Consider the following 23,738-nt stretch of genomic DNA (forward strand, 5'->3'; position numbering starts at 1 on the left):
CCTAAAGACGTCCTGATAACTATCACCTTACCCCCTCGACTCTATCCGGTTATTACCTTTAAATCCCGATCAGATCCACCAGCCATGGCACGATCAGGGCTGTTGCAAATGCCGACAGTGCCATCGCCAGTCCGGAGAAAGCACCCATCTGGGAGCTGACCTGAAACGCCCGGGCCGTGCCGATGCCATGAGCCGCCACACCCATGGCGATGCCTTTCACGCTGTCATCGGTGATGCGCATCCATTCGAAAAGTTTGGTGCCGAGCACCGCCCCGACAATACCGGTTGCCACCACCAATACGGCCGTCAGGGAGGGAATGCCACCGATGGTTTCCGAAATACCCATGGCGACGGGCGCCGTTGCGGATTTTGGCGCCAGTGACATCTGGATTTCGGTGGAGCCGCCAAGCAGCCAGGCCAGCCCGATTGAGCTGCCCGCTGCAATCACCACGCCGCAGACCAGGGAAATCGTCACTGGCAACCATAGCTGGCGTAGCCGCGAAAACTGGTCATACAGTGGCACCGCCAGCGCCACAGTAGCCGGCCCCAACAGGAAGTGAACAAACTGCCCGCCTTCAAAATATTCGCTGTAGGAGGTGCCGGTAACCATCAAAACGGCGATCAGCATCGCCACCGACGTCACCACCGGATTGACCAGCGGGCTGGAATTGGATTTCAGATACAGCCGATAGGCGAGGCCGTAGGCGACCAGCGTTATGGTCAGCCCAAGCAGTGGTGAGGTAGAAAGATAAACCCAGATATCGCGGATGGCTGGCTCATTCATCGGCCTGATCTCCCCCCTGTTGCCGCCGGGCAAACCAGCGTGTTGTCACCTGCATAATGCCTGCGGTGGCCACCATGGTAATGATGGTGGAGAAAAACAGCGCCAGGGTGATCGGCAGCCATTCATCCGCAATCCGGTCAAAATGGGCCATCATGCCGACACCAGCCGGTACAAACAGCAGGGAAAGATGGCTGAGCAGAGCCGTTGAGGCATTCTGCAGCGGCTCCGGAGTGCGGCCCCGGATCATCAGGGTCAGAAACAGCATCACCATGCCCAGCACCGGCCCGGGGATGGGAACCGCCAGAAGGCGAACGGTGACCTCACCTGCCAGTTGATAGACCAGCAGCAGAGTCATTCCGTTGAGAAAGTTCATGATGCAGGTTTCGCAATCATCGGAGCAGGAATGATCTTCCGGCCGTAGGCTGCCAGCACAAAGCCTATGGGGAACATCAGTACGCCATATACCGCCGCCGGGATCGACATGGCGCTGGATTCCAGCAGGGTCAGGGTCACCAGCAAGGCGATGGTACTGTTCTTGATGCCAAGCTCCACGGCAACAGCGATGGACTCACGCTGGGTCAGCCCGGCGGCCCGACCCGCCAGAAGCCCCAGAAAAATTCCGGCCAGGTTCAGCAACAGTGTTGCCGGCCCGGCCTGGCGGAGCAGATCCCAGATCTGGTCACGTACACCCCAGACCAGCCCCACCACCAACAGCGCAAGAACCACCCCACCGAACACACTCACCGCACTTTCTGCCCTTCGGGAAAGCGCTGGCGCGCGGGTGCGGAAAACCATGCCCACAGCAACCGGGAACAACACGATACCAATCAGCATGCCGACGGTGCGGCCCACCGGCAGAGCGATGGATTCTTCAGTGCCCGCGTATAACTGCAGAGCAAAATTGGTCAGCAACGGAAGGGTGACGATGGTAATGAGACTGGCGGTCACCGTCATCACAATCGACAGGGCGATATTCCCCCGTGCCAGCAACACAAACAGGTTGGAGGTGGTGCCACCGGGGCAGGCCGCGATAATCACAAGGCCCACTGCGATGGCGGGGGACAGATCAAGCATGGAAGCCAGCGCAAAAGCAATCAGCGGCATCAGCAGGATCTGGGCAAGCGTCCCCACAATCATGCCTTTTGGATAAACGGCCACCTGACGAAAATCCCTGACTGTCAGGGTCATTCCGATACCGATCATGATGATGAACAGGGCAATCGGCAGCCCTGCAGAAATCAGGGGACTGGACTCCACTGCGCCTCCACGGATTATTGTTTTAATGACGTTGGTCAGCTAAAGAAAATAGCACAGGCGAAACAAAAAAAGTGAAACCTTTCGCTTCGTTCGTCGTGTGATTATCCCTGTTGTTGCGTATACTTGCGAACAACAACTATGCGATTCCAAACGCAGTTTGACGTGCAGTCCGGCTGTTCAATATGCAAGAGGACAAGGAATGAAACGCCTGGGAACACTGGATGCATCCTGGCTGGCAGTAGAGTCGGAAGATACGCCAATGCACGTTGGCAACCTGCAGATTTTTTCGCTGCCGGAAGATGCGCCGGAAACCTTTCTGAGAGACATGCTCGCCCGCATGAAGGCTGACGCCGATATCGCACCACCCTGGTGTTACAAGCTGGCATTCTCAAGCTTTCTGGGCCGCTTGGTGGCGCCATCCTGGAAAGTCGACAAGAAGCTGGACCTGGATTACCACGTTCGCCATTCAGCTCTGCCCCGCCCTGGCAGTGAGCGCGAGCTGGGCATCCTGGTGTCCCGGCTGCACTCCAATCCGCTGGATTTTGCCCGCCCTCTGTGGGAATGCCACATCATTGAGGGCCTGGAGAATAATCGCTTTGCCCTGTACACCAAGATGCACCACTCGATGATTGATGGCATCAGCGGTGTCCGCTTGATGCAGCGGGTGCTGAGCACGGACCCGGGCGAAATCAATATGCTGCCTCCCTGGTCGGTGCGCCCTGAGCGTACCCGCGGCAGCAAAACCGACACCGAAGCCAGTGTCCCGGCCGCGGTCTCACAGGCGATGGACGCGCTGAAGCTGCAGGCCGACATGGCTCCGCGCCTTCTGGGCGCCATGAACCGCCTGCTCCATTCGGCACGGCACCCGGAAGATGGCCTCACAGCCCCCTTTGCCGGCCCGGTATCACCCCTCAACCACCGGGTGACCGGCCAGCGTCGTTTTGCCACGCAACACTACCAGCTTGAACGTATAAAGGCGGTTTCCCAGGCCACTAACGGCTCGCTGAATGATATCGTGCTTTACCTTTGCGGCACCGCCCTTCGACGTTTTCTCCTGGAGCAGGACGGCTTGCCGGACGCGCCACTGACGGCCGGCATCCCGGTTAATATCAGGCCGTCGGACGATCAGGGCACCGGCACCCAGATCAGCTTCATGATTGCGTCTCTGGCCACGGATGAAGCCGATCCGCTTACCCGGTTACAGAACATCAAGCAGTCCACGCGACGAGCCAAACAACATCTGCAGAAACTGCCCCGCAAGGCGCTGACCCAGTACACCATGCTGTTGATGTCACCTTACATTCTGCAGTTGATGTCAGGCCTGGGCGGGCGCATGCGACCGGTGTTCAATGTTACCATTTCCAATGTGCCTGGCCCGGAAGAAACACTGTATTACGAAGGAGCGCGACTGGAGGCTATGTATCCGGTGTCGCTGATTGCCCATGGTGGTGCACTTAACATCACCTGCCTGAGCTATGCCGGCTCGCTGAATTTTGGCTTCACAGGCTGTCGCGACACATTGCCAAGCATGCAGAAACTCGCGGTATACACCGGTGAGGCACTGGATGAGCTTGAGAGCCTGGTGTTGCTTCCGCCGGGCAAGTCCGGAACTGCGCCCGGAAAAGCGAAATCAGCCACCCGGGCCAGAAAAGCTCCGCGCAAAAAAGATACACCTGAAGCCTGACCAGCCATCTTTCTGGTGACTGGCAGGGTTTCATGCAATCTGTAACAGCCTGAGCAACTGAGGCCGATGCTGATCCTGGATTACATCTGCCAGGGTATACTTGTCCAGCGTTTCCAGGAAAGCGGTAAGCGCTTCGCCAAACATGGATTTCAAACCACACACAGGCGTTATCCGGCAGGCATTTCTGGATGAGAAACATTCAACGATGTTGAGATCCTGTTCGGTTTCCCGCACCAGAATACCAACGTTGATCTCAGCTGGCGCCATTCGCAACCGCATACCGCCCTTCTTGCCTCTGACCGTCTCGATGTAGCCCTTTTTGTTGAGCTGGTGAACGACTTTCATCAGGTGGTTCCTGGAGATGTCGTAGCTCTCTGCGATTTCCTGAATGGTTGCCAGTTCGTCACCCCGCACCGCCAGGTAGATCAGAACACGCATGGAATAATCGGTGTAGCGAGTGATATGCATTCATCAACTCCAATACTACAGATGCATCGTTAGCACGAAGCACGCGTTAAGAGATAACAGGCAAGGCCAAAAAACATCAGACCTGTCGTCGCCAGGACCATCGGGGCTGCGCTGCTGATAAACAGTACAGACCAGCTCACACATAGCATCAGACAGGCTAACCATTTTGCTTTCGCAGGAATCGCGCGCCTGAGACGCCAGTTTTCTATTGCCGGCCCGAAAGTCTCGTGATTTTCAAGCCAGGCAGCAAAAGCGGGCGAGCCCTTGCCTGCTGCCCAGGCAGCAAGCAAAACAAACGGTGTGGTCGGCAATAATGGCAGGACAACACCGATAGCAGCTAATGCGATACTTGTATACGCAAGGATTCTGAAACCGGTTCTTCCGGACACGGAAATCATTGGCATCTTCTCTCGAGAATGACGGCAACCTATGTCGTTATTCTACCTGTAATCAATGTACAGGTCTTCCCAACTGCTTCAGCGAGACCAGCCGGGCGACGTAAGAAACCTTGATCCCGGTTGCAAATAACAGGGTTCCGATGTGAGCCACAATCTGCCCTGCCATGGGTAAGACACTGGCAAACGGGTAGGCGAGCAGAATAGTGACCAGCAACCCGCCGGTTGAAGCAAGCAAAGCACTATTTGAAAACCCGAGCAGCTTTTCCATTGCCTCCTCCATTAAATTATTTAAAATACATCTTTAATATATTACCAACTGGCCGCAATTTCAACACGCGCAGAGAAATCCCGCATAGAGCGTTATCTGCGGTGAGAATGAGAGATATCACTCTATGGCCAGCTCCGGGGGAAGATGCAAAAACCAGCCAGCGGCCTCTTTTTGATTCTTTTCACATATATCTTAAAACCAGAGAAAAGCTGGCCCTGTCCAGCGCCGAGCGGGCGGTCCATTAGCGGAACCGCAGGGGAATACTCCCGCGGGGGTATCGGATTTGACAGGCTGATTTGCCATAATTGAGCTACGCTCTAAACTAAAAGCTCATACAGCTCATACAGCAAAGGACAGGAATAACCCATGCCCCACGCCAAGCTGACAGACCGTTTTGGCCGCACCGTCAACTATGTGCGCCTGTCCGTCACTGATCGCTGCGATTTCCGCTGCGTGTACTGTATGGCAGAGGATATGACCTTCCTTCCTCGCCAGCAGGTTCTGACCCTGGAAGAAATTGCCCGGGTTGCCCGTAATTTCGTGGATCTTGGCACTGAAAAGATTCGCCTTACCGGAGGGGAGCCGCTGGTTCGGAAGGACATTCTGGAGCTGGTCAACGAAATCGGCAGCTATGGGTTGGGGGACTTTGCCATGACCACCAATGGCAGCCAGTTGACCACCATGGCCGAACCCCTGCGCCGGGCCGGAATGCATCGCCTTAACATCAGTCTCGATTCTCTGGATGCTGAGAAATTCCAAGACATCACCCGTACGGGCAGGCTCAGCCAGGTGCTGGATGGCATTGATGCCGCCCGCGAGGCCGGCTTCCGCGGCATCAAACTCAATACTGTGGTGATGAAAGGGCGCAACGACGAGGAAATCCCCGAGCTGATTGAATTTGCCCGTAAAAAGCAGATAGATATCAGCTTTATCGAGGAAATGCCCCTGGGCGAGATTTCCGAGCACGATCGGGGGCTGGCTCTGTGTACCAGCGAAGAAGTGCGGGACATCATCCGCAGGCATCACGAACTGATTCCGGCCACCGAAGATTCCGGAGGCCCGGCCCGTTACTACCGGATGCCGGACAGCCCAACCAGGGTTGGCTTTATTTCTCCCCACTCCCACAATTTCTGTTCTACCTGCAACCGGGTACGGGTAACCGTCGAGGGCAGGCTCCTGCTATGCCTGGGTAACGAGCATTCCGTGGACCTTCGCCGTGTTCTGCGGGGTAACCCGGTAACAGACGACAAGCTCCGGGAGACCATTATCAATGCCATGGACCTGAAGCCGGAGAAGCATCACTTTTCCACTAACGGGGATGTTCAGATTCTCCGGTTTATGAATATGACTGGTGGCTGAGGGTCTGGGAGTCAACGCCTGGAACTTCCAGCTCGGAGTTAGTGCCCGGAGGTGGGTGAACCTTCCGGGATCGTCAAAATCATGGATGATTTTGTCGAGCGTACATGGACGTATTCACAGCGTATCCCGGAAGGTTCACCCACCTCCGGGCTTATGTAACTTCAGTGTTCGTGGCCACCTTCCTGTTTGGCCATCTCCATGTTCTGATGTGGCATATTCTGACTCATGTCCTGGGTCAGATGATCCATTGTCACATCTTTGAACGCGACAATTTCCCCTCCAAATTCATGTACGAAGTCTGTGGCCGATTCTTCACTGGCAAACGAAGCCAGAGTTGGCCCCATGGCTCCGGTGCGCTCGGACCCCACCACAAAGAAAGCCTCCCGGGCATCGATCAGGGCGGTGTCATCCGGGTGTTCCCAGTCGGTCTGTGCCATGTCGTGAACGTAGAGGGTGTGGTCCCGCCTGGCGTTTTCGGGCTGTAGTGCCCAGGAGAACATATCGCGGGTGGAGCAGAACTTGTGTACCTGCTGCTCGCGGGCGGTTATGGCTTCGCCCTTCGGGCCGGGGAAGCGGGTTATGGCCATGCCGCACACGTGACACTCATCGCCGGATTCGATATGGACCGGGTCCGGCTTTTCGGTGAGTTGTTCTTCGGTTTCGGAGCAACCGGCCAGTAACAACGCAAACATCACCGCTGCGGACAAAACCTTGAAATTGACTGTAGCCATGAAAATCTCCATGTCAGATTCGGCGGCTGCGGAACAGGGCCCAGGCAGCGGCGAGGGGGATAACAAACCAGAGCACGAGGGCAAACCACAGCCCATTGGCGCCAATGGGAAGGTCTGCGCCGAGGCTCAGTACGCCGCTTAGCTGGGCGCCCTCGCCGAAGGCGACGATGTTGAGCAGGCGGTAAATGTCGGTGGGGTTGAGCATGAGCAGCCAGGGCAGCAGTTCGGGGCTGAGCTTGCCTTCACTCGCCACCAGAATGCCCAGCAGCATCAGATCGAAGATCAGCACGAAGAAGAACCAGATGCCGAGGGCCATGCCGGCGGCTACGGGCTTTTCGCTGACTCGCACGCTGATCATGTAAGCCAGTGCAATAAAGCCCCAGCCCAGCAGGATGGTGGAGACGATAAACCGGAACATGGCGGCGGCCAGGGCACCAACGGCCACATCCTCGACCAGCAGGGCGATGGCGATGCCGGCGACGCCAAAACCGAGCAGCGTGGCAAACGCCAACGTCAGGCCATGGCCGAGAAATTTGCCGAACAGCAACTGCCCACGGCTGAGGGGATAGGTCATCAGCAGAAGCAGTGTGCCCCCTTCTTCTTCTCCCACAATGGCGTCATAGGCGAGCAGAAGCGCGATCAGGGGTATCAGGAAAATGCCCAGACTGGCCAGACTGGCGATGGTGGCGGGTGTGGAAGCATAACCCACCTGCCCTGAAGCGGCCGCGCCAAACCAGGCGATGCCCAGTGCCAGCACGGCAAACACCAGGGCAATGGCAATCAGCCAGCGATTGCGCAGGCTGTCACTGAGTTCCTTGCGAGCGATGGTCCAGATGCTGTTCATTGGCCACCTCCACGGTGGGCCAGACCACCGGCGCCGATAAAGTGCACGTATACGTCCTCCAGAGTGGGCTGGTAAATGCCCAGGTCCTGAACCTCCCCGGAATTCAGCAGGGACTGAATCAGCGCCATTTTCTCCGACGGGCGTACGTCCACTTGCAGGCGGCCATCGTCCTTCTTGATGATCAGGCCGCTACCGGCAGAGGCGCCGGCAATGGCTTTTTCCAACGCCGATGTACCATTGGCCGGCTCGATGGAAAGGGTCACCGGCATATTTGCCTGCCGACGCAGTGAGGCCAGATCGCCTACCGCCTTCACCGCGCCATCGGTAAGAATCGCCGCGCGATCAATGTAGGGCTCTACTCCCGGAAGCACATGGGAACACAGCACAATACCGGTGCCTTCGTTACGCAGTCTGCGCAACAACCGGTACAGATCCGCGGTTGCCACCGGGTCGAGTCCCACCGTAGGTTCGTCCAGCATCAGCAGTTTCGGTTTGCCAAGCAGTGCCTGGGCCAGCCCCAGACGCTGGCGCATGCCCTTGGAGTAGGTTTTCACCCGTGCATTCATGGCATCACCAAGGCCTACCTGTTCCAGCAACTGCGGGACCTGGCTCAGGGGCGCCCCCTTGAGCCGGGCAAAGTGATTGAGGATTTCCCGACCGGTCAGCTGCGGGTAGAACATCACGTTTTCCGGCAGGTAGCCGATGTGCTGGCTGATGTGGGAATTACCCGCCTCACCGTCGAGCACCGACACCCTGCCCTGGGTCGGTGTCATCAAACCCAGGATCAGCTTGATGCTGGTGGTTTTGCCAGCGCCATTGTGACCAAACAGCCCGAGAATCTCCCCGGGTTCCAGGCGCAGATCAACGCCGTTCAGTACCAGTGCCTTGTCGTACCGGTAACTCACATTCTCAAGTCGGAAACAGCTCATCAGGACTCCGGTTGCAGGGATTCGGGCCGGCTCATCAGCGGGTGGGAATCGCTGACACCGGCGGCTTTGACCACGGGAAACGCATCCTGCACCCAGCGCAGGGTATCTACAGCCGGGCTGAACATCAGCACCTTGGCTTCCGGGTAGGTCCACAGCAGGCGATCGACATTGTCGTTGGGCTCGTAGGGCACATCACCGATACCATCCTGATTGCGATCCCACCCCAGATAATCACTCCAGTAGTTACCCTGCCCTTCCTTCGACCATTCCTGGGTACGGGTGGCCACATACTTCACCTGGCGCTGGTTATCCACAAAGGCATTACTGAACACCTCGTTTTCTTCCGAACCCGCGGTCAGATGAATACCGATATTGCTGTCGCGGAACACATTGTTCTCGAAGGTGTTGTACAGCGAGTTATAGATAAACACCGCCTTACCCTCGGCCCCGGAAATAGAAATTCCCGCCGTCTGGCCCTGAGAAACACCCGTTACCACATTACCCCGCAACTCGGAGTTGGTAATGAAATTCATCAGAATGCCGTAATTCTCATCATTCTCGGACCGGTTGTTGATCACCGTGAGATACTTGCTCTGCATCAATGCATACCCGGTCCGCGTGCCACGGGTGACATTGCCCTCCAGAAGATTGTGCATCGAATACATGTAATGAATGCCATAGCGCAGATCCGTCATCAGATTGTTACGGATCTCGTTGTTATTGGCAGTCTCAATATAAATCGCATCCCGGGTCTGACTTATGTCATTTCCCTCAACCAACGCCCCGGTGGTATTGAACAGATGGATCCCGTTTCCCCGATCCTGCGACCGGGTACCAGCATCCCCACGGATGTGGTTATTACGAACCGTCACATCCCTGGTCCCGTCCAACCACACCCCGAACGCCGCCCCCTGCAAGCGGTTATCCTCAACCACCGCCCCCCGGGCCTCCGGCGCCACAAAAATCCCCGCATCCAGCTCATTCAGATCATCCCCCCAGTTGCGCACCTCACAACCGGAAAACGTCACCTCCGCCGCCAGAATATCGATAGCGTTACCCTCACCACCGCCATCGATTACGGTGTCAGCATGACAGGACACCGTCACACCCGGCACGCGGATATCCAGCGGCGAGAGTTTCTCGGGGGGAAGCTCAAAGACAGCACCGGGCTCCAGTGCATCAAGCTGTTTTTGCAGATCCGCGTGGGCGGTCAGCGATAACAGAGCGACTGTCAGGGCCACTCCATAACGCAAAATTTGAATCATCAACTTCTCTCTAGGGAAGAAACATTAATAGGCCAGCACCAAAAGTGCGGCAATCCAAGTGGAGAGACCTTTCCAAAACTGTGCGGAGCCATGGATGGCGTAGCCCAAGCGTCACATGGATGTGCCGCAAGGAGCGTGTTTTGGAAAGGTCTCTCCACTTGGGTTGCTACTCCCAACCCCAAGGCCGGGGCCTCAACCAAGAAGCCCCAGCCCAGGATCAGTCAGCAGAAAATCAGGCCTTTTCTACCAGCATGCGACCACCCATCTCCATGTGCAACGCATGACAGAACCAGTTGCAGTAGTACCAGTAAACCCCCGGCTTACCTGCCGTAAAGGTCACCGACGCAGTCTGCTGCGGGCTGATCTCCATGCTCACACCGTGGTTCACCATACAGAAGCCGTGCGTCACATCCTCAATCATGTCCAGATTGGTCACATACACCGTAACCTCATCCCCTTCCCTGACTTTGAACTCCGTCAGCCCGAACTGCGGCGCCACGGAGGTCATGTAAACGCGCACCTTGTTGCCATCGCGGACCACCTCATTGGCAGACTCAAGCGTCAGGCCATCCTTCTCCGCCTGCGCCTTGGCCTTGTCAAAGAGCGGATCATCGCGGTCGTAGATCTTCTTTGTCCTGATCTGATCACGGCGCACCAGAATACAGTCATGCGGTTCCGCAAACGCCGGGCCGTCATGAACCAGTTTCATCTCTTCGCCGGAAATATCAACCAGCTGATCATTCTCGGGATGCAGCGGGCCTACCGGCAGGAAGCGGTCCTTGGAAAACTTCGACAGGACTACCAGCCACTTGCCATCTGCATCCCGCGACTCGGTCAGTGAGGCGTGGTTGTGACCGGGCTGGTAATGCACGTCCAGCTTCTGGCGGATGTAGTTAACGTCTTCACCGTTATAATGCCTGATGGCGTCAGCGACGTTCCACTTCACCACCTGACTGTCAATAAACAGCGTGGTGTAGGCGTTGCCACGACCATCATAGGTGGTGTGCAGCGGCCCAAGGCCCAGCTCCGGCTCTGCAACGATGGTGTCGCGCAGCTCGATGTTGTCATCGAACAGGTCATCCAGCTTGTCGATCTGGATAACGGAGCAGGTCGGCGACAGCTTGCCGTTGGCAATAAAGTATTTGCCGTCCGGAGACGTATTGAGACCGTGTGGATTCTTTGGAACCGGGATGTAACGGGTAAATTCAGACTTGCCACGGCCATCGACTACCGGCACTTTGGAATCACCAACGGTCTTGTGATTACCGGCGATAACGGCCCTTTCGATACGTTCAACATTGAACACCACAACCCAGTCGCGGTCGTTGCGCATGGTGCCAGCAAGCTCCGCCGCCTTTTCCGAGTTATAGCAGGTGGACGCGGCGTATTTGCCGGTGTAATCGGCGTCGGTGTTATCCAGGTTGCCGTCCACAATCACCTGCCAGGCCACTTCCATGGAGTCCGCATCAACGGCGGTGAACATGGTGTAGCTGTTTTCCAGGCTGAAATCACTGCCGTCATTGGGGTGTGGAATGACAAATTCCGCGTTACAGAACACGTACTTGGTACGGGGTACTTTCTGCAGCCGCAGCCCGTGAATCGCCTGTACGTTCGGGATGTGTGTAATTCTGTCCGTCTTCATGATATCCAGACGGATGCGGGCAATACGGCTGTTGGCCTTGTCGTTGATAAACAGGTATTTGCCGTCGTAACGCCCGTCTTCCATGGAGATGTGGGGATGGTGACAGTCACCGTTGAGGTACTGCCGGTCGCCCCCGAGAATCTCCTTGCTTTCATTGGTGATACCCCAGCCGGTGGCGGAATCCACATTGAAAACCGGGATGCGCATCAGTTCACGCATGGATGGCACGCCAAGAACACGGACCTCACCCTGATGGCCACCACTCCAGAACCCGTAATATTCGTCCAGCTCGCCGGGGGCAACGTGGTACTTGTTCTTGGCATCCTTGACCGCAGCGGCCCATGACTCCCGCGTCATCACTGCGCCACCGAGGCCCGTAGCGCCTACGGCGCCTGCCAGCGCAGTTGCACCCAGGAATTTACGTCGGCTCAGGCCGCTCTCGTCCGGTGCATTGTTATCAAGTTCTTCTTTCTTTTTCATAGCGTCCAACTCCGTTGTTGGTAATGGCGGTATTGCATTTCTTTTTACTGCTTTTCTTATGTCACCTGGGTGACCGGAATCTTTTCCGGATGACCCGGTGCATTATGACCACGGCGCTTACCGCGTCGCTTCACAATCAATGGCGGGCATTTATGGTCGTCGAAATAGGTCATCTGGCAGTCCAGGCAGTAGTGGCATTCCTGGTAATTGATGGTGCCGTCCGGATGGATCGCCTGAACCTCGCATTCGTGATCACACAACCGGCAGGGATTTCCACACTCCTTGCGACGCTTCAGCCAGTCAAACACTCTCAACTTGGTTGGCAGCGCAAGTGCCGCGCCCAGAGGGCACATATAACGGCAGAAAACCTTGCGGGTGAACAGATTCACTACGATCAACAGCAGGGCGTAAGTAACGAATGGCCAGCTGCGGTCAAAGCGCAAGGTGATGGCGGTCTTGAAGGGCTCTATTTCGGCCATTTTTTCTGCAGTGGCGAGGGAATCCAGCGAGACTCCGAACAGCACCAGCAGAACGATGTACTTGATGGCCCAGAGGCGTTCGTGAATGGCGAACGGAACGGTGTACTGGGGCACCTTGAGCTTGCGGGCAATTTCATTCACCAGCTCCTGCAGCGCACCGAAGGGACAGAGCCAGCCACAGTAAACAGCCCGGCCCCAAAGCAGAACAATACCCGCGACCGTTGCCCAGAGAATGAATATCACCGGGTCAACAAGGAATGTCTCCCACCGGAACCCGCTGATAAGACTGTTCACGAATGTCAGCACGTTGACGATCGACAGCTGCCCCAGGGCGTACCAGCCAATAAAGAACAGGGTATAGGTCAGAAATGCATGGCGTATCCAGCGGGTTACCCTGGGCTTTTTGACCAGCCAGTCCTGGAAGAACAGGATAAACATCAGAACACCAATTCCGATACCCAGGACAACGATCTGGAACTGGCGCTGATACCACAGCTGCACCCACATGGGCTGGGTTTCCAGCCACTCTTCCTCGGTCAGCTGGGGCTCGGGCCGGGTGTAATACTGGTCCGGCAGCTGATACTCCAGCGGGAATAGCGCAAACTCGCTGTCCAGGGGGCCGGTCTGGCGCCTGATGGAAAGTTCCAGCGACCAGGGCGCACCGGGGTCAAAGTTGTACTGCTGGCGAATGACGAAGATCGCCATTTCGGAGAAATCCGGCATACCCCCGGCATAAACGTCGCTCAGGCGATAGAAGTCCAGATCGCGGAAATTGAAGGTATCGCCGAACTGGCGAATCTGGATGCGATCGAAAATACCACCACGTACGTAGCCAGAGCCCTTGAAGGAGTAGTCTCCGCTCGCCATTACCGCGATGGCGTGTTCACCCTCTTCCAACTCGGACATTAACCACTCGTACTGGCTTTCACCCAACAGGTTCTTACCGATGGTGGGCACATTCAGATAGCCGGTGTAAAGATCGATCAGTGCCTCGTCGCGCTCACCCGGCGCGGCTTCTTCGATGCCTTCCGCTTCCGTTCCCTCGAAGGCATCGTCCACTTGTCCCCGGGTCACCAGTAACCGGCGTATCGAGCCGTCCCCGGTCAGCTCTTCCCAGCTCTTGTCCTGGAATTCACCGGTCCGGAGTTCCGCCATCGGTGGCCGGGAATCGCTGCCACCTTTGACCATCCCGAGCTCGGCACCGACCCGGTGAGCTGTTTTCATGATGACCTCGTTGATCACCATCACCGTCACCGTGGCACCCGAAAGCCCATCCACCGCAGTACGGCGCTCGGTTGATTTACCGCCCACCGTGACTCTCTGGTCTGCCTTGAGGCCGACGTACTGGTCGGTGAATTCATGCATCTTGATTTCGGGAATGCCGATCAGAAGAATCGGCTCATCGTGGTGTATCACCCGCGCGCCGTGGATTTCGCCCTCGGTGTCGAGTACAACCACGGCGTTCAGGGGTTTGCCGGAATAGGCAGGCGTCTGCACAAAGTCCAGGGTCTGATAGGCGTAACCCAGAAGCTCATCTCCGCTGCGGAGTTCCTGGATTGCGCGGTTGTCCTCCCGCGCAGAGATGTCGTCCACAGAGGGGAAGGCCTTCTGGATCACCTGACGGGCGGCAAGAGGCTCGTATTCCTGAGGAGCTGCTGCCACGGCTGACGTCCAGGGAACCACTGCGAAACAGAACAGACCGATAATCGATATGGCAGCACGCTGGATAAAACTCACGACACCCCCTGGGGATAACTGCATGAAAAAGAAGACTGGCGCTGCGGAAATACTATTAGCCTGGCGCTCCGGGATATTTGATATTTCTCACTGGTGGCGGGCTGCCATGCGAAAAACTGTCTATATAACAAAAACTTCAGATGAATTCTTGAGATCGATCAACCCAGATCGACAGCCTGGCCATTCCTGTTCAAGGGCAGATAATTTCCAAGGTGGCCCAGCCGGATAGACTCCACCATCATGGTGAGCGGTTGTTGTGCTTCGTCAGAGGAAGGCTTCATACCACCACGGCCGGACATGGCGGCAACAAAGACCATATCCCAGTCCTGGCCTGTCTGGCGCGACTCTTCAACAAGCGCACTGAAGTCGCTGACCTCATCAGGTGACTTGTCCACGCAAATCACTGGGGTCAGGGCGCCCCCTTCTCCGTTGGCAAAGGCAGCCTTTTCGGCCTCCGACGCATCGTCCGGTAATTCGGCGCGGCAGAATACGAACAGCAGGCGCTGTGGTGCGGGCTCGGCATCAGCGGCTTTGAGCAAATCGGTGTAGCTTGAGATCATCAGAATTTCCTGTCTTGAATACTTACTGGCTGAGCTGGATCAGCCGAGCGGGGTCGGAAATGAACAAGCGGCTGCGGTTAACCCGCACAAGCCCGTTTGATTTCAGGTCCGCCAGGATTCGTGAAAAGGTTTCCGGCTGCATGGCAAGTCGCGAAGCCACAAGACACTTGGGCAGTGGCAGTTCCACTTCCCCACCTTCTTCGGCGCCACTCGGCAGAAGATCGATCAGGTAACGGATCAGGCGATCACGGGCGCTCTGGATGGTCATGATCTCCAGGTCGTGGAAGCGTGCCACGGCACGCTTGGCATAATGGCGCAATGCGGCCTGGGTGTATTCGGGCCTTTTTTCCAGCAAATCCTGGTAGACCTTCACCGGGATCATCAATACTTCGCTGGACTTCAGTGCCTCGGCGTAACAGGCGTATCTGGCCGGGTCTGCGTAGATCATGACCTCGGCGAAGCAGTCACCGGGGGCAATACTGTCCAGTGTGCGGTCTATTCCGGAGGCATCGAGGCGGTACAGGCGGAGCCGGCCGGATATCACGAAAAAGAAGTGGTGGGCAGGCATGTCCTGCCGATAGAGCAGCTGGTGATGGCCAAGACGCAGGCGCCTGGACTGTTGCACCAGATCCGTCAGGTCGGCGTCGGTCAATGATGAAAAGAGCGGATGCTGGCGCATTGAAGCCAGCTGGTCATCCTCTTCGATCGGTTTGTTGACGGCCACCAGTACCGGTTTGCTGTAGCGTGTTTCGGCGGTTTGTAAAAGTACCATTTTTTGCCCCCCTGCATTATTAATGCATTTCATATCTGGTTTTATATTAAGGGGGCTCGAGGAGAAAATCGCTCCCCCGATGGGGGTAGTTGGGGGGTTATTACTGAGTAATTGACTTAGCTCAAAGAAGGATATGGGTAGCGCGATAATCGCATTTTTTACGGGGGAGCACGGTCCGGTGGCTGACCTCCTTCCCAAAACACGCTGTGAATACGTCCATGTACGCTTGGGCTCCGCCATCCATGGCTCCGCACAGTTTTGGGAAGGAGGTCAGCCACCGGACCGCCGCAGTTTGGGAGCTACTGCATCAGGGGTGAATCAGGTATTTCCATGTCTACACCCTCCACACCGGTTTCCGCAGCCAACACCTGCAGATACTGACGAAGCGCCCGCCTGGTTACGCTTTCGCTCAGGTACTGACGGATCTGGGGCTTTACGTGTTCGTAAGGCAGTTGTTCGCCGTCGATGCGCTGGTCAACACGTACAAGGTGCCAGCCGTAACGGGTTTCGATGAGTTCGGGGTTCAGGCCTTCCTGGAGGGTCAGGACCGGGCGCTCGAATTCCTCTACTGTCTGGCCTTTGCTGATCTGGCCGAGGCTGCCGCCCTGGTGGCGGGATTCGCAGGCTGAGTATTGTTTGGCCAGTTGCGCGAACTGGGCACGACCGTCAAGGAGCGAGGACAGGAGCTGTCTTCCTGCCTCTTCCTGACGGAGGCGCTCCTGGACGTCGTCCGGGGCGGCTGCCAGGAGAATGTGGCTGACGGCCATCAGAGTCGGGCTGTGGAAGCGGCCGGGGTTGGCGGCGTAGAAGCGTTCGCAGTCCTGCTCGCTGGGGTCGGGTACGTTGAGTTCCTGTTCCAGTACACTGGCGATGCGGTCTTCTTCGTCGGCAATGTCGTCCAGTTGCAGGCGGGTGGCCTGTTGCAGAAGGAGTTCGCGGATGACAAGGCTCTTGGCGGCATCGTGCCAGGCTTCGGCGACTTCCTCGGCCGGGTGGTGCTGCATTTCCCGCGCGATGTCGTCTTCGCCGATGAGGGTGTCACCCACGTAGACCGGGGGAAACTGGTTTCTGGGTTTTTCGGCTTCGCCTGTTGGGATGAGTTGCATGGCTGTTTTCCTTTGAGCTGGTTGTCGGATTACGACTTTGTCTAATCCGACCTACATGTGCCGGGCTTTGTCGGATTACGACTTCGTCTAATCCGACCTACGGCTGGAGCTTCGGGTTCGGGTAGGTCGGATTAGCGTGGCCCCGCCACGCGTAATCCGACACATTTACCGTCACCCCAGTTCACACCATCACGCCCGCTTGCGCACCACCTGATACTTCCGCCCGAAATACTCCACCGGCACGCTCAACATGTGCACCAGGCGGGTGAACGGGAACAGTACGAAGATGGTCAGGCCCAGGAAGATGTGGGTCTTGTAGATCCAGTTTACGTCGGCAATGTAGCCTGCCGCGCCGCCCTGCAGGGTGACGATGCTCTGGGCCCAGGCGGAGAACTTGAGCATGGTGCTGCCATCCAGGTGGCCCATGGTGGGCAGGATGGTGAGCATGCCAAGCACCAGTTGCACTACCAGGATCACGATGATCATGTTGTCCGCAAAGGTGCTGCTGGCCTTGATGCGGGGGTCGGTCAGCCGGCGCCAGGCCAGCATCCCGCCACCAATGATGGCCATTACTCCGGCAATACCACCAACCACAATCGCCAGGACCTGTTTGGTTCCCGGGGTCATGAACGGCTCATAGAGCGCATGAGGAGTCAGCAGGCCAACCAGGTGGCCAAAGAAGATCACCAGTACCCCCACATGGAACAGCACGCTGGCCATGACCATGTTTTTCTTGCGTAGCATCTGGCTGGAGTGGGCTTTCCAGGTGAACTGACCATGGTCGTAGCGCGCCCAGGTGCCAACGATCAGCACGACCAGGGCGATGTACGGGTAAACCCCGAAAAACAGTGTATTGAGATAGGACATCATTTCAGTTTCCTCCCGCGCCCTCAGGCGCCTCCTGCCTGACGGGGCATTGCATCCGTCATCAACTGATCACTCAGATGGATGGTCTGGGTCTGCTCCAGTTCGCGGCGGCGCTGGCCTACAACGCCACCGGTATTGCAGGAACTTCCCTGATCGTCCACAAATTTAACCATTTCCTCTTCCCAGACCTTATCCAGCGCTTCCGGCGTGTCGTCCCGCTCTTCCGAGGCCACGATCTGCGCCAGCTCCTGGCGATTGGCCTCACGGCCAGACAACACCAGCAGCGAATCCATCAGCACGTGGTAAAGGCTCTCCCGCTGGTAAAGCCTTTCGCCCAGGAGCCCAAGGATATGGTGAATATCTTCCAGCCAGTTTTTGATCTCTTCCCATGGCCGTGTGGAGAGATACTCCAGGAACAGCGGCAGGTAATCCGGCAACTCCCTGGCATCGATCTCTAGGCCATTGGCACGGTACTGCTCCATCAGATCCACCATGGCCTGGCCACGGTCGCGGGATTCACCGTGCACATGCTCGAACAGCAGCAGGGACGTCGCCCTGCCCTTGTCGAAAGTGCCCACGTAGTTTTCCTGCATGTCCAGAAGGTTGCCATCGCACACCAGATCGACGCACCGCAGCAGCTGTTCCTTGTTCTGCCGTGGCAGCCGGCTGTCTTCGAGCACAGCCGCCACCAGTACGTCCTTGGAGGCCTGGAGTTCTTCGTTGGGGTACTCAAGCACCCGCGCTATTACTTTTAAAAGTTGCATCTCGGCCTCCTTATTCCTGCAGCTGTTTCGGGTCAACCTGTTTCACGGTGGACAGTTTCTGCACCATGCTTGAGGTCTGCTTACGGCCACCAAACATGTTGAACTTGCTGTCGCCGTTGCAACCGTCGCCGAAGCTGAAGCCGCAACCACCGCGCTCGCCGTGGGCGTCAGGGAAGGCTTCCTTGGCCAGTTCGCGGTGACTGGTGGGGATTACGAAGCGATCCTCATAGTCAGCTATGGCCAGGTAGCGGTACATCTCATCGGCCTGTGCTTTGGTCAGACCAGCTTCCTGCAACGCCCGCAGGTCTTCCCTGCCTTCCACGGTTTCTGCCCGCTTGTACAGGCGCATGGCCATGATCCGCTTGAGCGCCAGAACGATAGGCTTCTCGTCACCGGCAGTGAGCAGGTTAGCCAGGTACTTGACCGGGATCCGCAGGCTTTCGATCTTCGGCAGCACACCGTCGAACTCGACCTTGCCGGCTTCCGCCGCAGACTGGATCGGGCTCAGTGGCGGCACGTACCAGACCATGGGCAGAGTGCGGTATTCCGGATGCAGCGGCAGGGCCAGTTTCCAGTCCACCGCCATCTTGTAGACCGGGCTGCGCTGGGCCGCCTCAATCACATTCATGGGAACGCCGTCCTTCTTCGCCTGCTCGATCACCTTGGGATCGTTCGGATCCAGGAAGATTTCCAGTTGTTTCTCGTACAGCTCATGCTCGCCCGGGGTGCTGGCCACTTCTTCAATGCGGTCAGCATCGTAAAGCAGCACGCCCAGGTAACGGATGCGGCCGACACAGGTCTCGGAGCATACTGTGGGCAGGCCTGCTTCAATCCGCGGATAGCAGAAGATGCACTTTTCCGACTTGCCGGTTTTCCAGTTGAAGTAAATCTTCTTGTACGGGCATCCGGAGACACACATCCGCCAGCCACGGCACTTGTCCTGGTCGATCAGTACAATGCCGTCCTCTTCCCGCTTGTAGATAGCGCCGCTGGGGCAACTGGCCACACAGGTGGGGTTCAGGCAGTGCTCGCACAGACGCGGCAGATACATCATGAAGGTATTTTCGAACTGGCCGTAGATGTCTGCCTGGACCTGGTCGAAGTTCTTGTCCTTGCGGCGCTTGGCGAACTCGGTACCGAGAATTTCTTCCCAGTTCGGGCCCCATTCGATTTTCTGCATGCGCTGGCCGGAGATCAGCGACCGCGGCCTCGCCACCGGCTGGTGCTTGCTGTCACCTGCGGTATGCAGATGCTGGTAATCGAAATCAAACGGCTCGTAGTAGTCATCAATTTGCGGCAGGTCCGGGTTGGCGAAGATGTTCGCCAGAATCCGGAAGCGGCCACCGATCTTGGGGCGGATCTTGCCGGAGCTGTCGCGCATCCAGCCACCCTTCCACTTGTCCTGGTTCTCCCACTCTTTGGGGTAACCGATACCGGGTTTGGTCTCGACGTTGTTGAACCAGGCGTACTCCATGCCTTCACGGCTGGTCCATACGTTTTTGCAGGTGACGGAACAGGTATGGCAACCGATGCACTTGTCCAGGTTCAGTACCATGCCGACTTGGGAACGGATTTTCATTTCATAACCTCCTGAACAGTGTCATTGCCCTCACCATCGAGCCAGTCGATGTTGTGCATCTTACGCACCACCACGAATTCATCGCGGTTGGAGCCTACGGTGCCGTAGTAGTTGAAGCCATAGGAATACTGGGCGTAGCCACCGATCATGTGGGTCGGTTTCGGGCATACCCGCGTGACCGAGTTGTGGATACCGCCACGGGTTCCGGTGATCTCGGAGCCGGGGATATTCACAATCCGCTCCTGGGCGTGATACATCATTACCATGCCCGGCATGACCCTCTGGCTGACCACCGCCCGGGCCGCTATGGCGCCGTTGGCGTTGAACAGTTCGATCCAGTCGTTGTCCTCAATCTCCATTTCCTTCGCGTCATCCTCACTCAGCCACACAATGGGGCCGCCGCGGGAAAGGGTCAGCATCAGCAGGTTGTCGCTGTAGGTGCTGTGAATACCCCACTTCTGGTGCGGTGTTATCCAGTTCAGCGCCTTCTCTGGATGACCATTGCTGCGCTGGTTCAGCATGCTGCTGACCGTTTTGGTGTTGATGGGCGGACGGTAGACCAGCAGGCTCTCACCAAAGGCGCGCATCCACTCATGGTCCTGGTAGAACTGCTGACGACCGGTCAGGGTGCGCCAGGGGATCAGCTCGTGCACGTTGGTATAACCGGCGTTGTAGGACACATGCTCGTCTTCAAGGCCGGACCAGGTAGGACTGGAGATGATCTTGCGCGGCTGCGCCACGATATCCCGGAAGCGGATCTTTTCCTCTTCCTTGTTCTTCGCCAGATGGGTGTGATCCAGGCCGGTCATTTCTGACAGCGCAGCCCAGGCCTTTACCGCTACCTGACCATTGGTTTCCGGTGCCAGGGTCAGAATCACTTCTGCCGCATCAATAGCACTTTCAATTTTGGGACGGCCGGCGTTGGCACCGTCGATATGCTTGTAGTTCAGGTCGCCAAGGAACGTCACTTCCTTCTCGGTGTTCCAGCTGATGCCTTTGCCGCCATTACCCAGCTTGTCCATCAGCGGCCCAAGGGAGGTAAAGCGTGCGTAGGTGTTCGGGTAGTCCCGCTCAACGGTAATGAAGTTGGGCGCGGTCTTGCCCGGGATCAGGTCACATTCGCCTTTCTTCCAGTCCTTCACATCGAAAGGCTGGCCCAGCTCGGCCGGCGCATCGTGCAGCAGCGGCAGGGTGACAACGTCTTTCTCGACGCCCAGGTGACCCTCGGTCGCCCTGGAGAATGCCCTGGCAATGCCCTTGTAGATTTCCCAGTCACTACGGGCTTCCCAGGCCGGGTCAGTGGCGGCGGTCAACGGGTGAATGAACGGATGCATGTCTGACGTGTTCAGGTCGTTCTTCTCGTACCAGGTTGCGGTCGGCAGAACGATGTCCGAATACATGCAGGTGGTGGACATGCGGAAGTCGAGGGTCACCAGCAGGTCGAGCTTGCCTTCCGGCGCCTCATCATGCCATTTGACTTCCTCGGGCTTGGCGCCGCCTTCGTGGCCCAGATCTTTGCCTTGCAGACCACTCTTGGTGCCCAGCAGGTACTTGAGCATGTACTCATGGCCTTTACCGGAAGAACCAAGCAGATTGGAACGCCAGATAAACATATTTCTGGGGTGGTTCTGGGGCGCTTCCGGGTCCTCGGCGGCGAAGGCCAATGAACCATCCTTCATGGACTGGGCCACATAGTCGGGCACTTCCATGCCAGCCTTTTCCGCTTCCGCGGCAATGCCCAGGGGGTTACGGTTCAGCTGCGGCGCAGACGGTAACCAGCCCATGCGTTCGGCACGAACGTTGTAGTCAATCAGGCTGCCACCGAATCTGGACTTGTCCGCCAGCGGTGACAGAATCTCGTCCACGCCCAGTTTCTCGTAGCGCCACTGGCCGGAGTGAGCATAAAAGAAGGACGTGGAGTTCATGTGGCGCGGCGGGCGCTGCCAGTCCAGACCAAACGCCAGCGGCTGCCAGCCGGTCTGCGGGCGCAGTTTTTCCTGTCCCACATAGTGGGCCCAGCCACCACCGCTCTGGCCGACACAGCCGCACATGATCAGCATATTGATCAGACCGCGGTAGTTCATGTCCATGTGATACCAGTGGTTCATGCCGGCACCGACGATGACCATGGAGCGGCCCCTGGTCTTGTCTGCGTTATCCGCAAACTCGCGGGCAATGCGGATCACTTTGTGGGCGGGAACACCGGTGATCTTTTCCTGCCAGGCCGGAGTGTAGGGCTTCACTTCGTCATAGGACGTAGCGCCATCATCGTCGCCCAGGCCACGGCTGATACCGTAGTTAGCCACCATCAGGTCATAGACAGTGACCACCCGACCCTCGTTGCCGTCAGCCAGTTGCACTTTGCGGCTGCCAAGCTTGTGGGTCAGGGTGTCGGAAACCTCCACGTGCTTGAAGTGGTCATGTTCGATACCGCCGAAGTACGGGAACGCAACATCCACCACGTCATCGTGCTTCTCGACCATCGACAGCTGCAGTTCCACATCGTTGGTGCCCGCAGTCTGCTTGAGGTTCCAGTTGCCCTTTTCACCCCAGCGATAACCGATGGAGCCGTTGGGAGCGGTCAACTGGTTGGTTTTCTCGTCGATAGCAATGGTTTTCCACTCGGGATTGTTCTCTTCCCCGAGGCCATCGACCAGATCACTGGCGCGCAGGAAGCGGCCCGGCACGTAGCGGCCGTCCTCACGCTTCTCCAGCATCACCAGGTAAGGCATGTCAGTGTAGCGGCGCACGTAGTCAGTGAAGTATTCACTGGGGTTGTCGACGTGGAATTCTTTCAGAATCACGTGACCCATGGCCATGCCCAGGGCGGCATCAGTGCCCTGCTTCGGGTTCAGCCATTCATCAGAGAGCTTGGACACTTCTGCGTAGTCCGGGGTAATGGCAACCGTTTTGGTGCCCTTGTAACGGACTTCCGTGAAGAAGTGGGCATCCGGGCTGCGGGTCTGGGGTACGTTGGAGCCCCAGGCAATGATGTAGCCGGAGTTGTACCAGTCGGCGGATTCCGGCACGTCGGTCTGCTCGCCCCAGGTCTGTGGCGAGGCCGGCGGCAGGTCGCAGTACCAGTCATAGAAACTCATGCACACGCCACCGATCAGGGACAGGTAACGGCTGCCGGCTGCGTAGGACACCATGGACATGGCCGGAATCGGCGAGAAGCCCAGAATCCGGTCCGGACCGTGCTTCTTGGCAGTGTAGACGTTGGAAGCGCCGATCAGCTCGTTGACTTCATCCCAGCTTGAACGCACAAATCCGCCCATGCCGCGACGGGGCTTGTATTCGGCCGTCTTCTTGGGATCCTCGACAATGGATGCCCAGGCTTCGACAGGATCGTTGTACTGGATCCTGGCTGCCCGCCAGAGTTGCATCAGATGCTTGCGCATCAGCGGGTACTTCAGGCGATTGGCGCTGTACATGTACCACGAATAGCTGGCACCACGGGGGCAGCCGCGGGGCTCGTGGTTGGGCAGATCCGGACGGGTACGTGGGTAGTCGGTCTGCTGGGTTTCCCAGGTAACCAGACCGTTCTTGACGTAAATCTTCCAGCTGCAGGAGCCGGTGCAGTTGACGCCGTGGGTGGAACGCACAACCTTGTCATGCTGCCAGCGCTGGCGGTAGGTGTCCTCCCACTCGCGGCTGACATCATGGGTTTCGCCGTGGCCGTTAGCGAACGACTCGCGCTTTTTCCTGAAGTAGCTCAGTTTATCGATCAAATGACTCATGGTCTCTCTCTCCATCTGCCCGTCT

General features: G+C 57.3%; 21 protein-coding genes. 2 read left to right on the forward strand and 19 right to left on the reverse strand.

Features of this window, described 5'->3' with window-relative positions:
- Nucleotides 1-58: 58 nt before the first annotated feature.
- Genes DIT72_RS01560 through DIT72_RS01570 form a run of 3 tightly spaced genes read right to left on the reverse strand, consistent with a single transcriptional unit; the run spans nt 59 to nt 2,041 of the window.
- The gene (locus tag DIT72_RS01560) at nt 59-784 is read right to left on the reverse strand and encodes an LrgB family protein (RefSeq protein ID WP_135953445.1); all 726 of its coding nucleotides are present in this window, start codon (nt 782-784) and stop codon (nt 59-61) included.
- A complete protein-coding gene (locus tag DIT72_RS01565; protein WP_135953446.1) occupies nt 777-1,157 on the reverse strand; it encodes a CidA/LrgA family protein in 381 nt (126 codons plus the stop codon). The genes DIT72_RS01560 and DIT72_RS01565 overlap by 8 nt, the downstream gene beginning before the upstream one ends.
- Nucleotides 1,154-2,041, reverse strand: coding sequence for a bile acid:sodium symporter family protein (locus tag DIT72_RS01570; protein WP_135953447.1), 888 nt, complete (start codon nt 2,039-2,041; stop codon nt 1,154-1,156). The genes DIT72_RS01565 and DIT72_RS01570 overlap by 4 nt, the downstream gene beginning before the upstream one ends.
- Before the next feature lie 199 nt (nt 2,042-2,240).
- On the opposite strand from DIT72_RS01570, the gene DIT72_RS01575 reads away from it, so the two are divergent.
- Nucleotides 2,241-3,725 (forward strand): WS/DGAT/MGAT family O-acyltransferase, encoded by a 1,485-nt coding sequence (locus tag DIT72_RS01575; RefSeq protein ID WP_135953448.1) that lies wholly within the window; start codon nt 2,241-2,243, stop codon nt 3,723-3,725.
- A gap of 30 nt (nt 3,726-3,755) precedes the next feature.
- Here DIT72_RS01575 and DIT72_RS01580 read toward each other — a convergent pair whose 3' ends face one another.
- The 3 genes from DIT72_RS01580 to DIT72_RS01590 are packed head-to-tail and all read right to left on the reverse strand — an operon-like array spanning nt 3,756 to nt 4,859.
- A complete protein-coding gene (locus tag DIT72_RS01580; RefSeq protein WP_135953449.1) occupies nt 3,756-4,193 on the reverse strand; it encodes an RrF2 family transcriptional regulator in 438 nt (145 codons plus the stop codon).
- A gap of 29 nt (nt 4,194-4,222) precedes the next feature.
- Nucleotides 4,223-4,591: a YbaN family protein gene (locus DIT72_RS01585; RefSeq protein ID WP_135953450.1), complete on the reverse strand. Its 369-nt coding sequence runs from the start codon at nt 4,589-4,591 to the stop codon at nt 4,223-4,225.
- A 52-nt stretch (nt 4,592-4,643) separates the two neighbouring features.
- Nucleotides 4,644-4,859 (reverse strand): hypothetical protein, encoded by a 216-nt coding sequence (locus DIT72_RS01590; RefSeq protein WP_135953451.1) that lies wholly within the window; start codon nt 4,857-4,859, stop codon nt 4,644-4,646.
- A gap of 366 nt (nt 4,860-5,225) precedes the next feature.
- On the opposite strand from DIT72_RS01590, the gene moaA reads away from it, so the two are divergent.
- Nucleotides 5,226-6,218, forward strand: coding sequence for a GTP 3',8-cyclase MoaA (moaA, locus tag DIT72_RS01595; protein ID WP_135953452.1), 993 nt, complete (start codon nt 5,226-5,228; stop codon nt 6,216-6,218).
- A 161-nt stretch (nt 6,219-6,379) separates the two neighbouring features.
- On the opposite strand, the gene DIT72_RS01600 is transcribed toward moaA, so the two are convergent.
- The 13 genes from DIT72_RS01600 to DIT72_RS01660 form a co-directional block, all read right to left on the reverse strand.
- A complete protein-coding gene (locus DIT72_RS01600) occupies nt 6,380-6,949 on the reverse strand; it encodes a nitrous oxide reductase accessory protein NosL (RefSeq protein ID WP_135953453.1) in 570 nt (189 codons plus the stop codon).
- A gap of 13 nt (nt 6,950-6,962) precedes the next feature.
- A complete protein-coding gene (locus DIT72_RS01605; RefSeq protein WP_135953454.1) occupies nt 6,963-7,793 on the reverse strand; it encodes an ABC transporter permease in 831 nt (276 codons plus the stop codon).
- Nucleotides 7,790-8,722, reverse strand: coding sequence for an ABC transporter ATP-binding protein (locus DIT72_RS01610; protein ID WP_135953455.1), 933 nt, complete (start codon nt 8,720-8,722; stop codon nt 7,790-7,792). The genes DIT72_RS01605 and DIT72_RS01610 overlap by 4 nt, the downstream gene beginning before the upstream one ends.
- Nucleotides 8,722-9,987 carry a nitrous oxide reductase family maturation protein NosD gene (locus tag DIT72_RS01615; protein WP_135953456.1) on the reverse strand — a complete coding sequence of 422 codons (1,266 nt, stop codon included), beginning with the start codon at nt 9,985-9,987 and terminating at the stop codon, nt 8,722-8,724. The genes DIT72_RS01610 and DIT72_RS01615 overlap by 1 nt, the downstream gene beginning before the upstream one ends.
- Nucleotides 9,988-10,219: 232 nt before the next feature.
- A complete protein-coding gene (gene nosZ / locus DIT72_RS01620) occupies nt 10,220-12,109 on the reverse strand; it encodes a TAT-dependent nitrous-oxide reductase (RefSeq protein ID WP_135953457.1) in 1,890 nt (629 codons plus the stop codon).
- 56 nt (nt 12,110-12,165) lie between these two features.
- Nucleotides 12,166-14,271 carry a transcriptional regulator NosR gene (nosR, locus tag DIT72_RS01625; protein WP_407657962.1) on the reverse strand — a complete coding sequence of 702 codons (2,106 nt, stop codon included), beginning with the start codon at nt 14,269-14,271 and terminating at the stop codon, nt 12,166-12,168.
- Between the two features lie 212 nt (nt 14,272-14,483).
- Nucleotides 14,484-14,885 carry a ribonucleotide reductase subunit alpha gene (locus DIT72_RS01630; protein ID WP_135953459.1) on the reverse strand — a complete coding sequence of 134 codons (402 nt, stop codon included), beginning with the start codon at nt 14,883-14,885 and terminating at the stop codon, nt 14,484-14,486.
- Between the two features lie 22 nt (nt 14,886-14,907).
- Nucleotides 14,908-15,657, reverse strand: coding sequence for a Crp/Fnr family transcriptional regulator (locus tag DIT72_RS01635; protein WP_135953460.1), 750 nt, complete (start codon nt 15,655-15,657; stop codon nt 14,908-14,910).
- A gap of 299 nt (nt 15,658-15,956) precedes the next feature.
- Nucleotides 15,957-16,763 (reverse strand): peptidylprolyl isomerase, encoded by an 807-nt coding sequence (locus tag DIT72_RS01640; protein WP_135953461.1) that lies wholly within the window; start codon nt 16,761-16,763, stop codon nt 15,957-15,959.
- Nucleotides 16,764-16,952: 189 nt separating this feature from the next.
- Nucleotides 16,953-17,630 carry a respiratory nitrate reductase subunit gamma gene (gene narI, locus DIT72_RS01645; RefSeq protein ID WP_135954695.1) on the reverse strand — a complete coding sequence of 226 codons (678 nt, stop codon included), beginning with the start codon at nt 17,628-17,630 and terminating at the stop codon, nt 16,953-16,955.
- 23 nt (nt 17,631-17,653) lie between these two features.
- The gene (narJ, locus tag DIT72_RS01650) at nt 17,654-18,394 is read right to left on the reverse strand and encodes a nitrate reductase molybdenum cofactor assembly chaperone (RefSeq protein ID WP_135953462.1); all 741 of its coding nucleotides are present in this window, start codon (nt 18,392-18,394) and stop codon (nt 17,654-17,656) included.
- 10 nt (nt 18,395-18,404) lie between these two features.
- A complete protein-coding gene (gene narH, locus DIT72_RS01655; RefSeq protein ID WP_135953463.1) occupies nt 18,405-19,973 on the reverse strand; it encodes a nitrate reductase subunit beta in 1,569 nt (522 codons plus the stop codon).
- On the reverse strand, nt 19,970-23,713 hold the full coding sequence (locus tag DIT72_RS01660; RefSeq protein WP_135953464.1) for a nitrate reductase subunit alpha: 3,744 nt from the start codon (nt 23,711-23,713) through the stop codon (nt 19,970-19,972). Before DIT72_RS01660 ends, narH begins: the two co-directional genes overlap by 4 nt.
- Between the last annotated feature and the right edge of the window lie 25 nt (nt 23,714-23,738).

This window comes from Marinobacter orientalis (genome assembly GCF_004792665.1).
Classification (GTDB): Bacteria; Pseudomonadota; Gammaproteobacteria; order Pseudomonadales; family Oleiphilaceae; genus Marinobacter; species Marinobacter orientalis.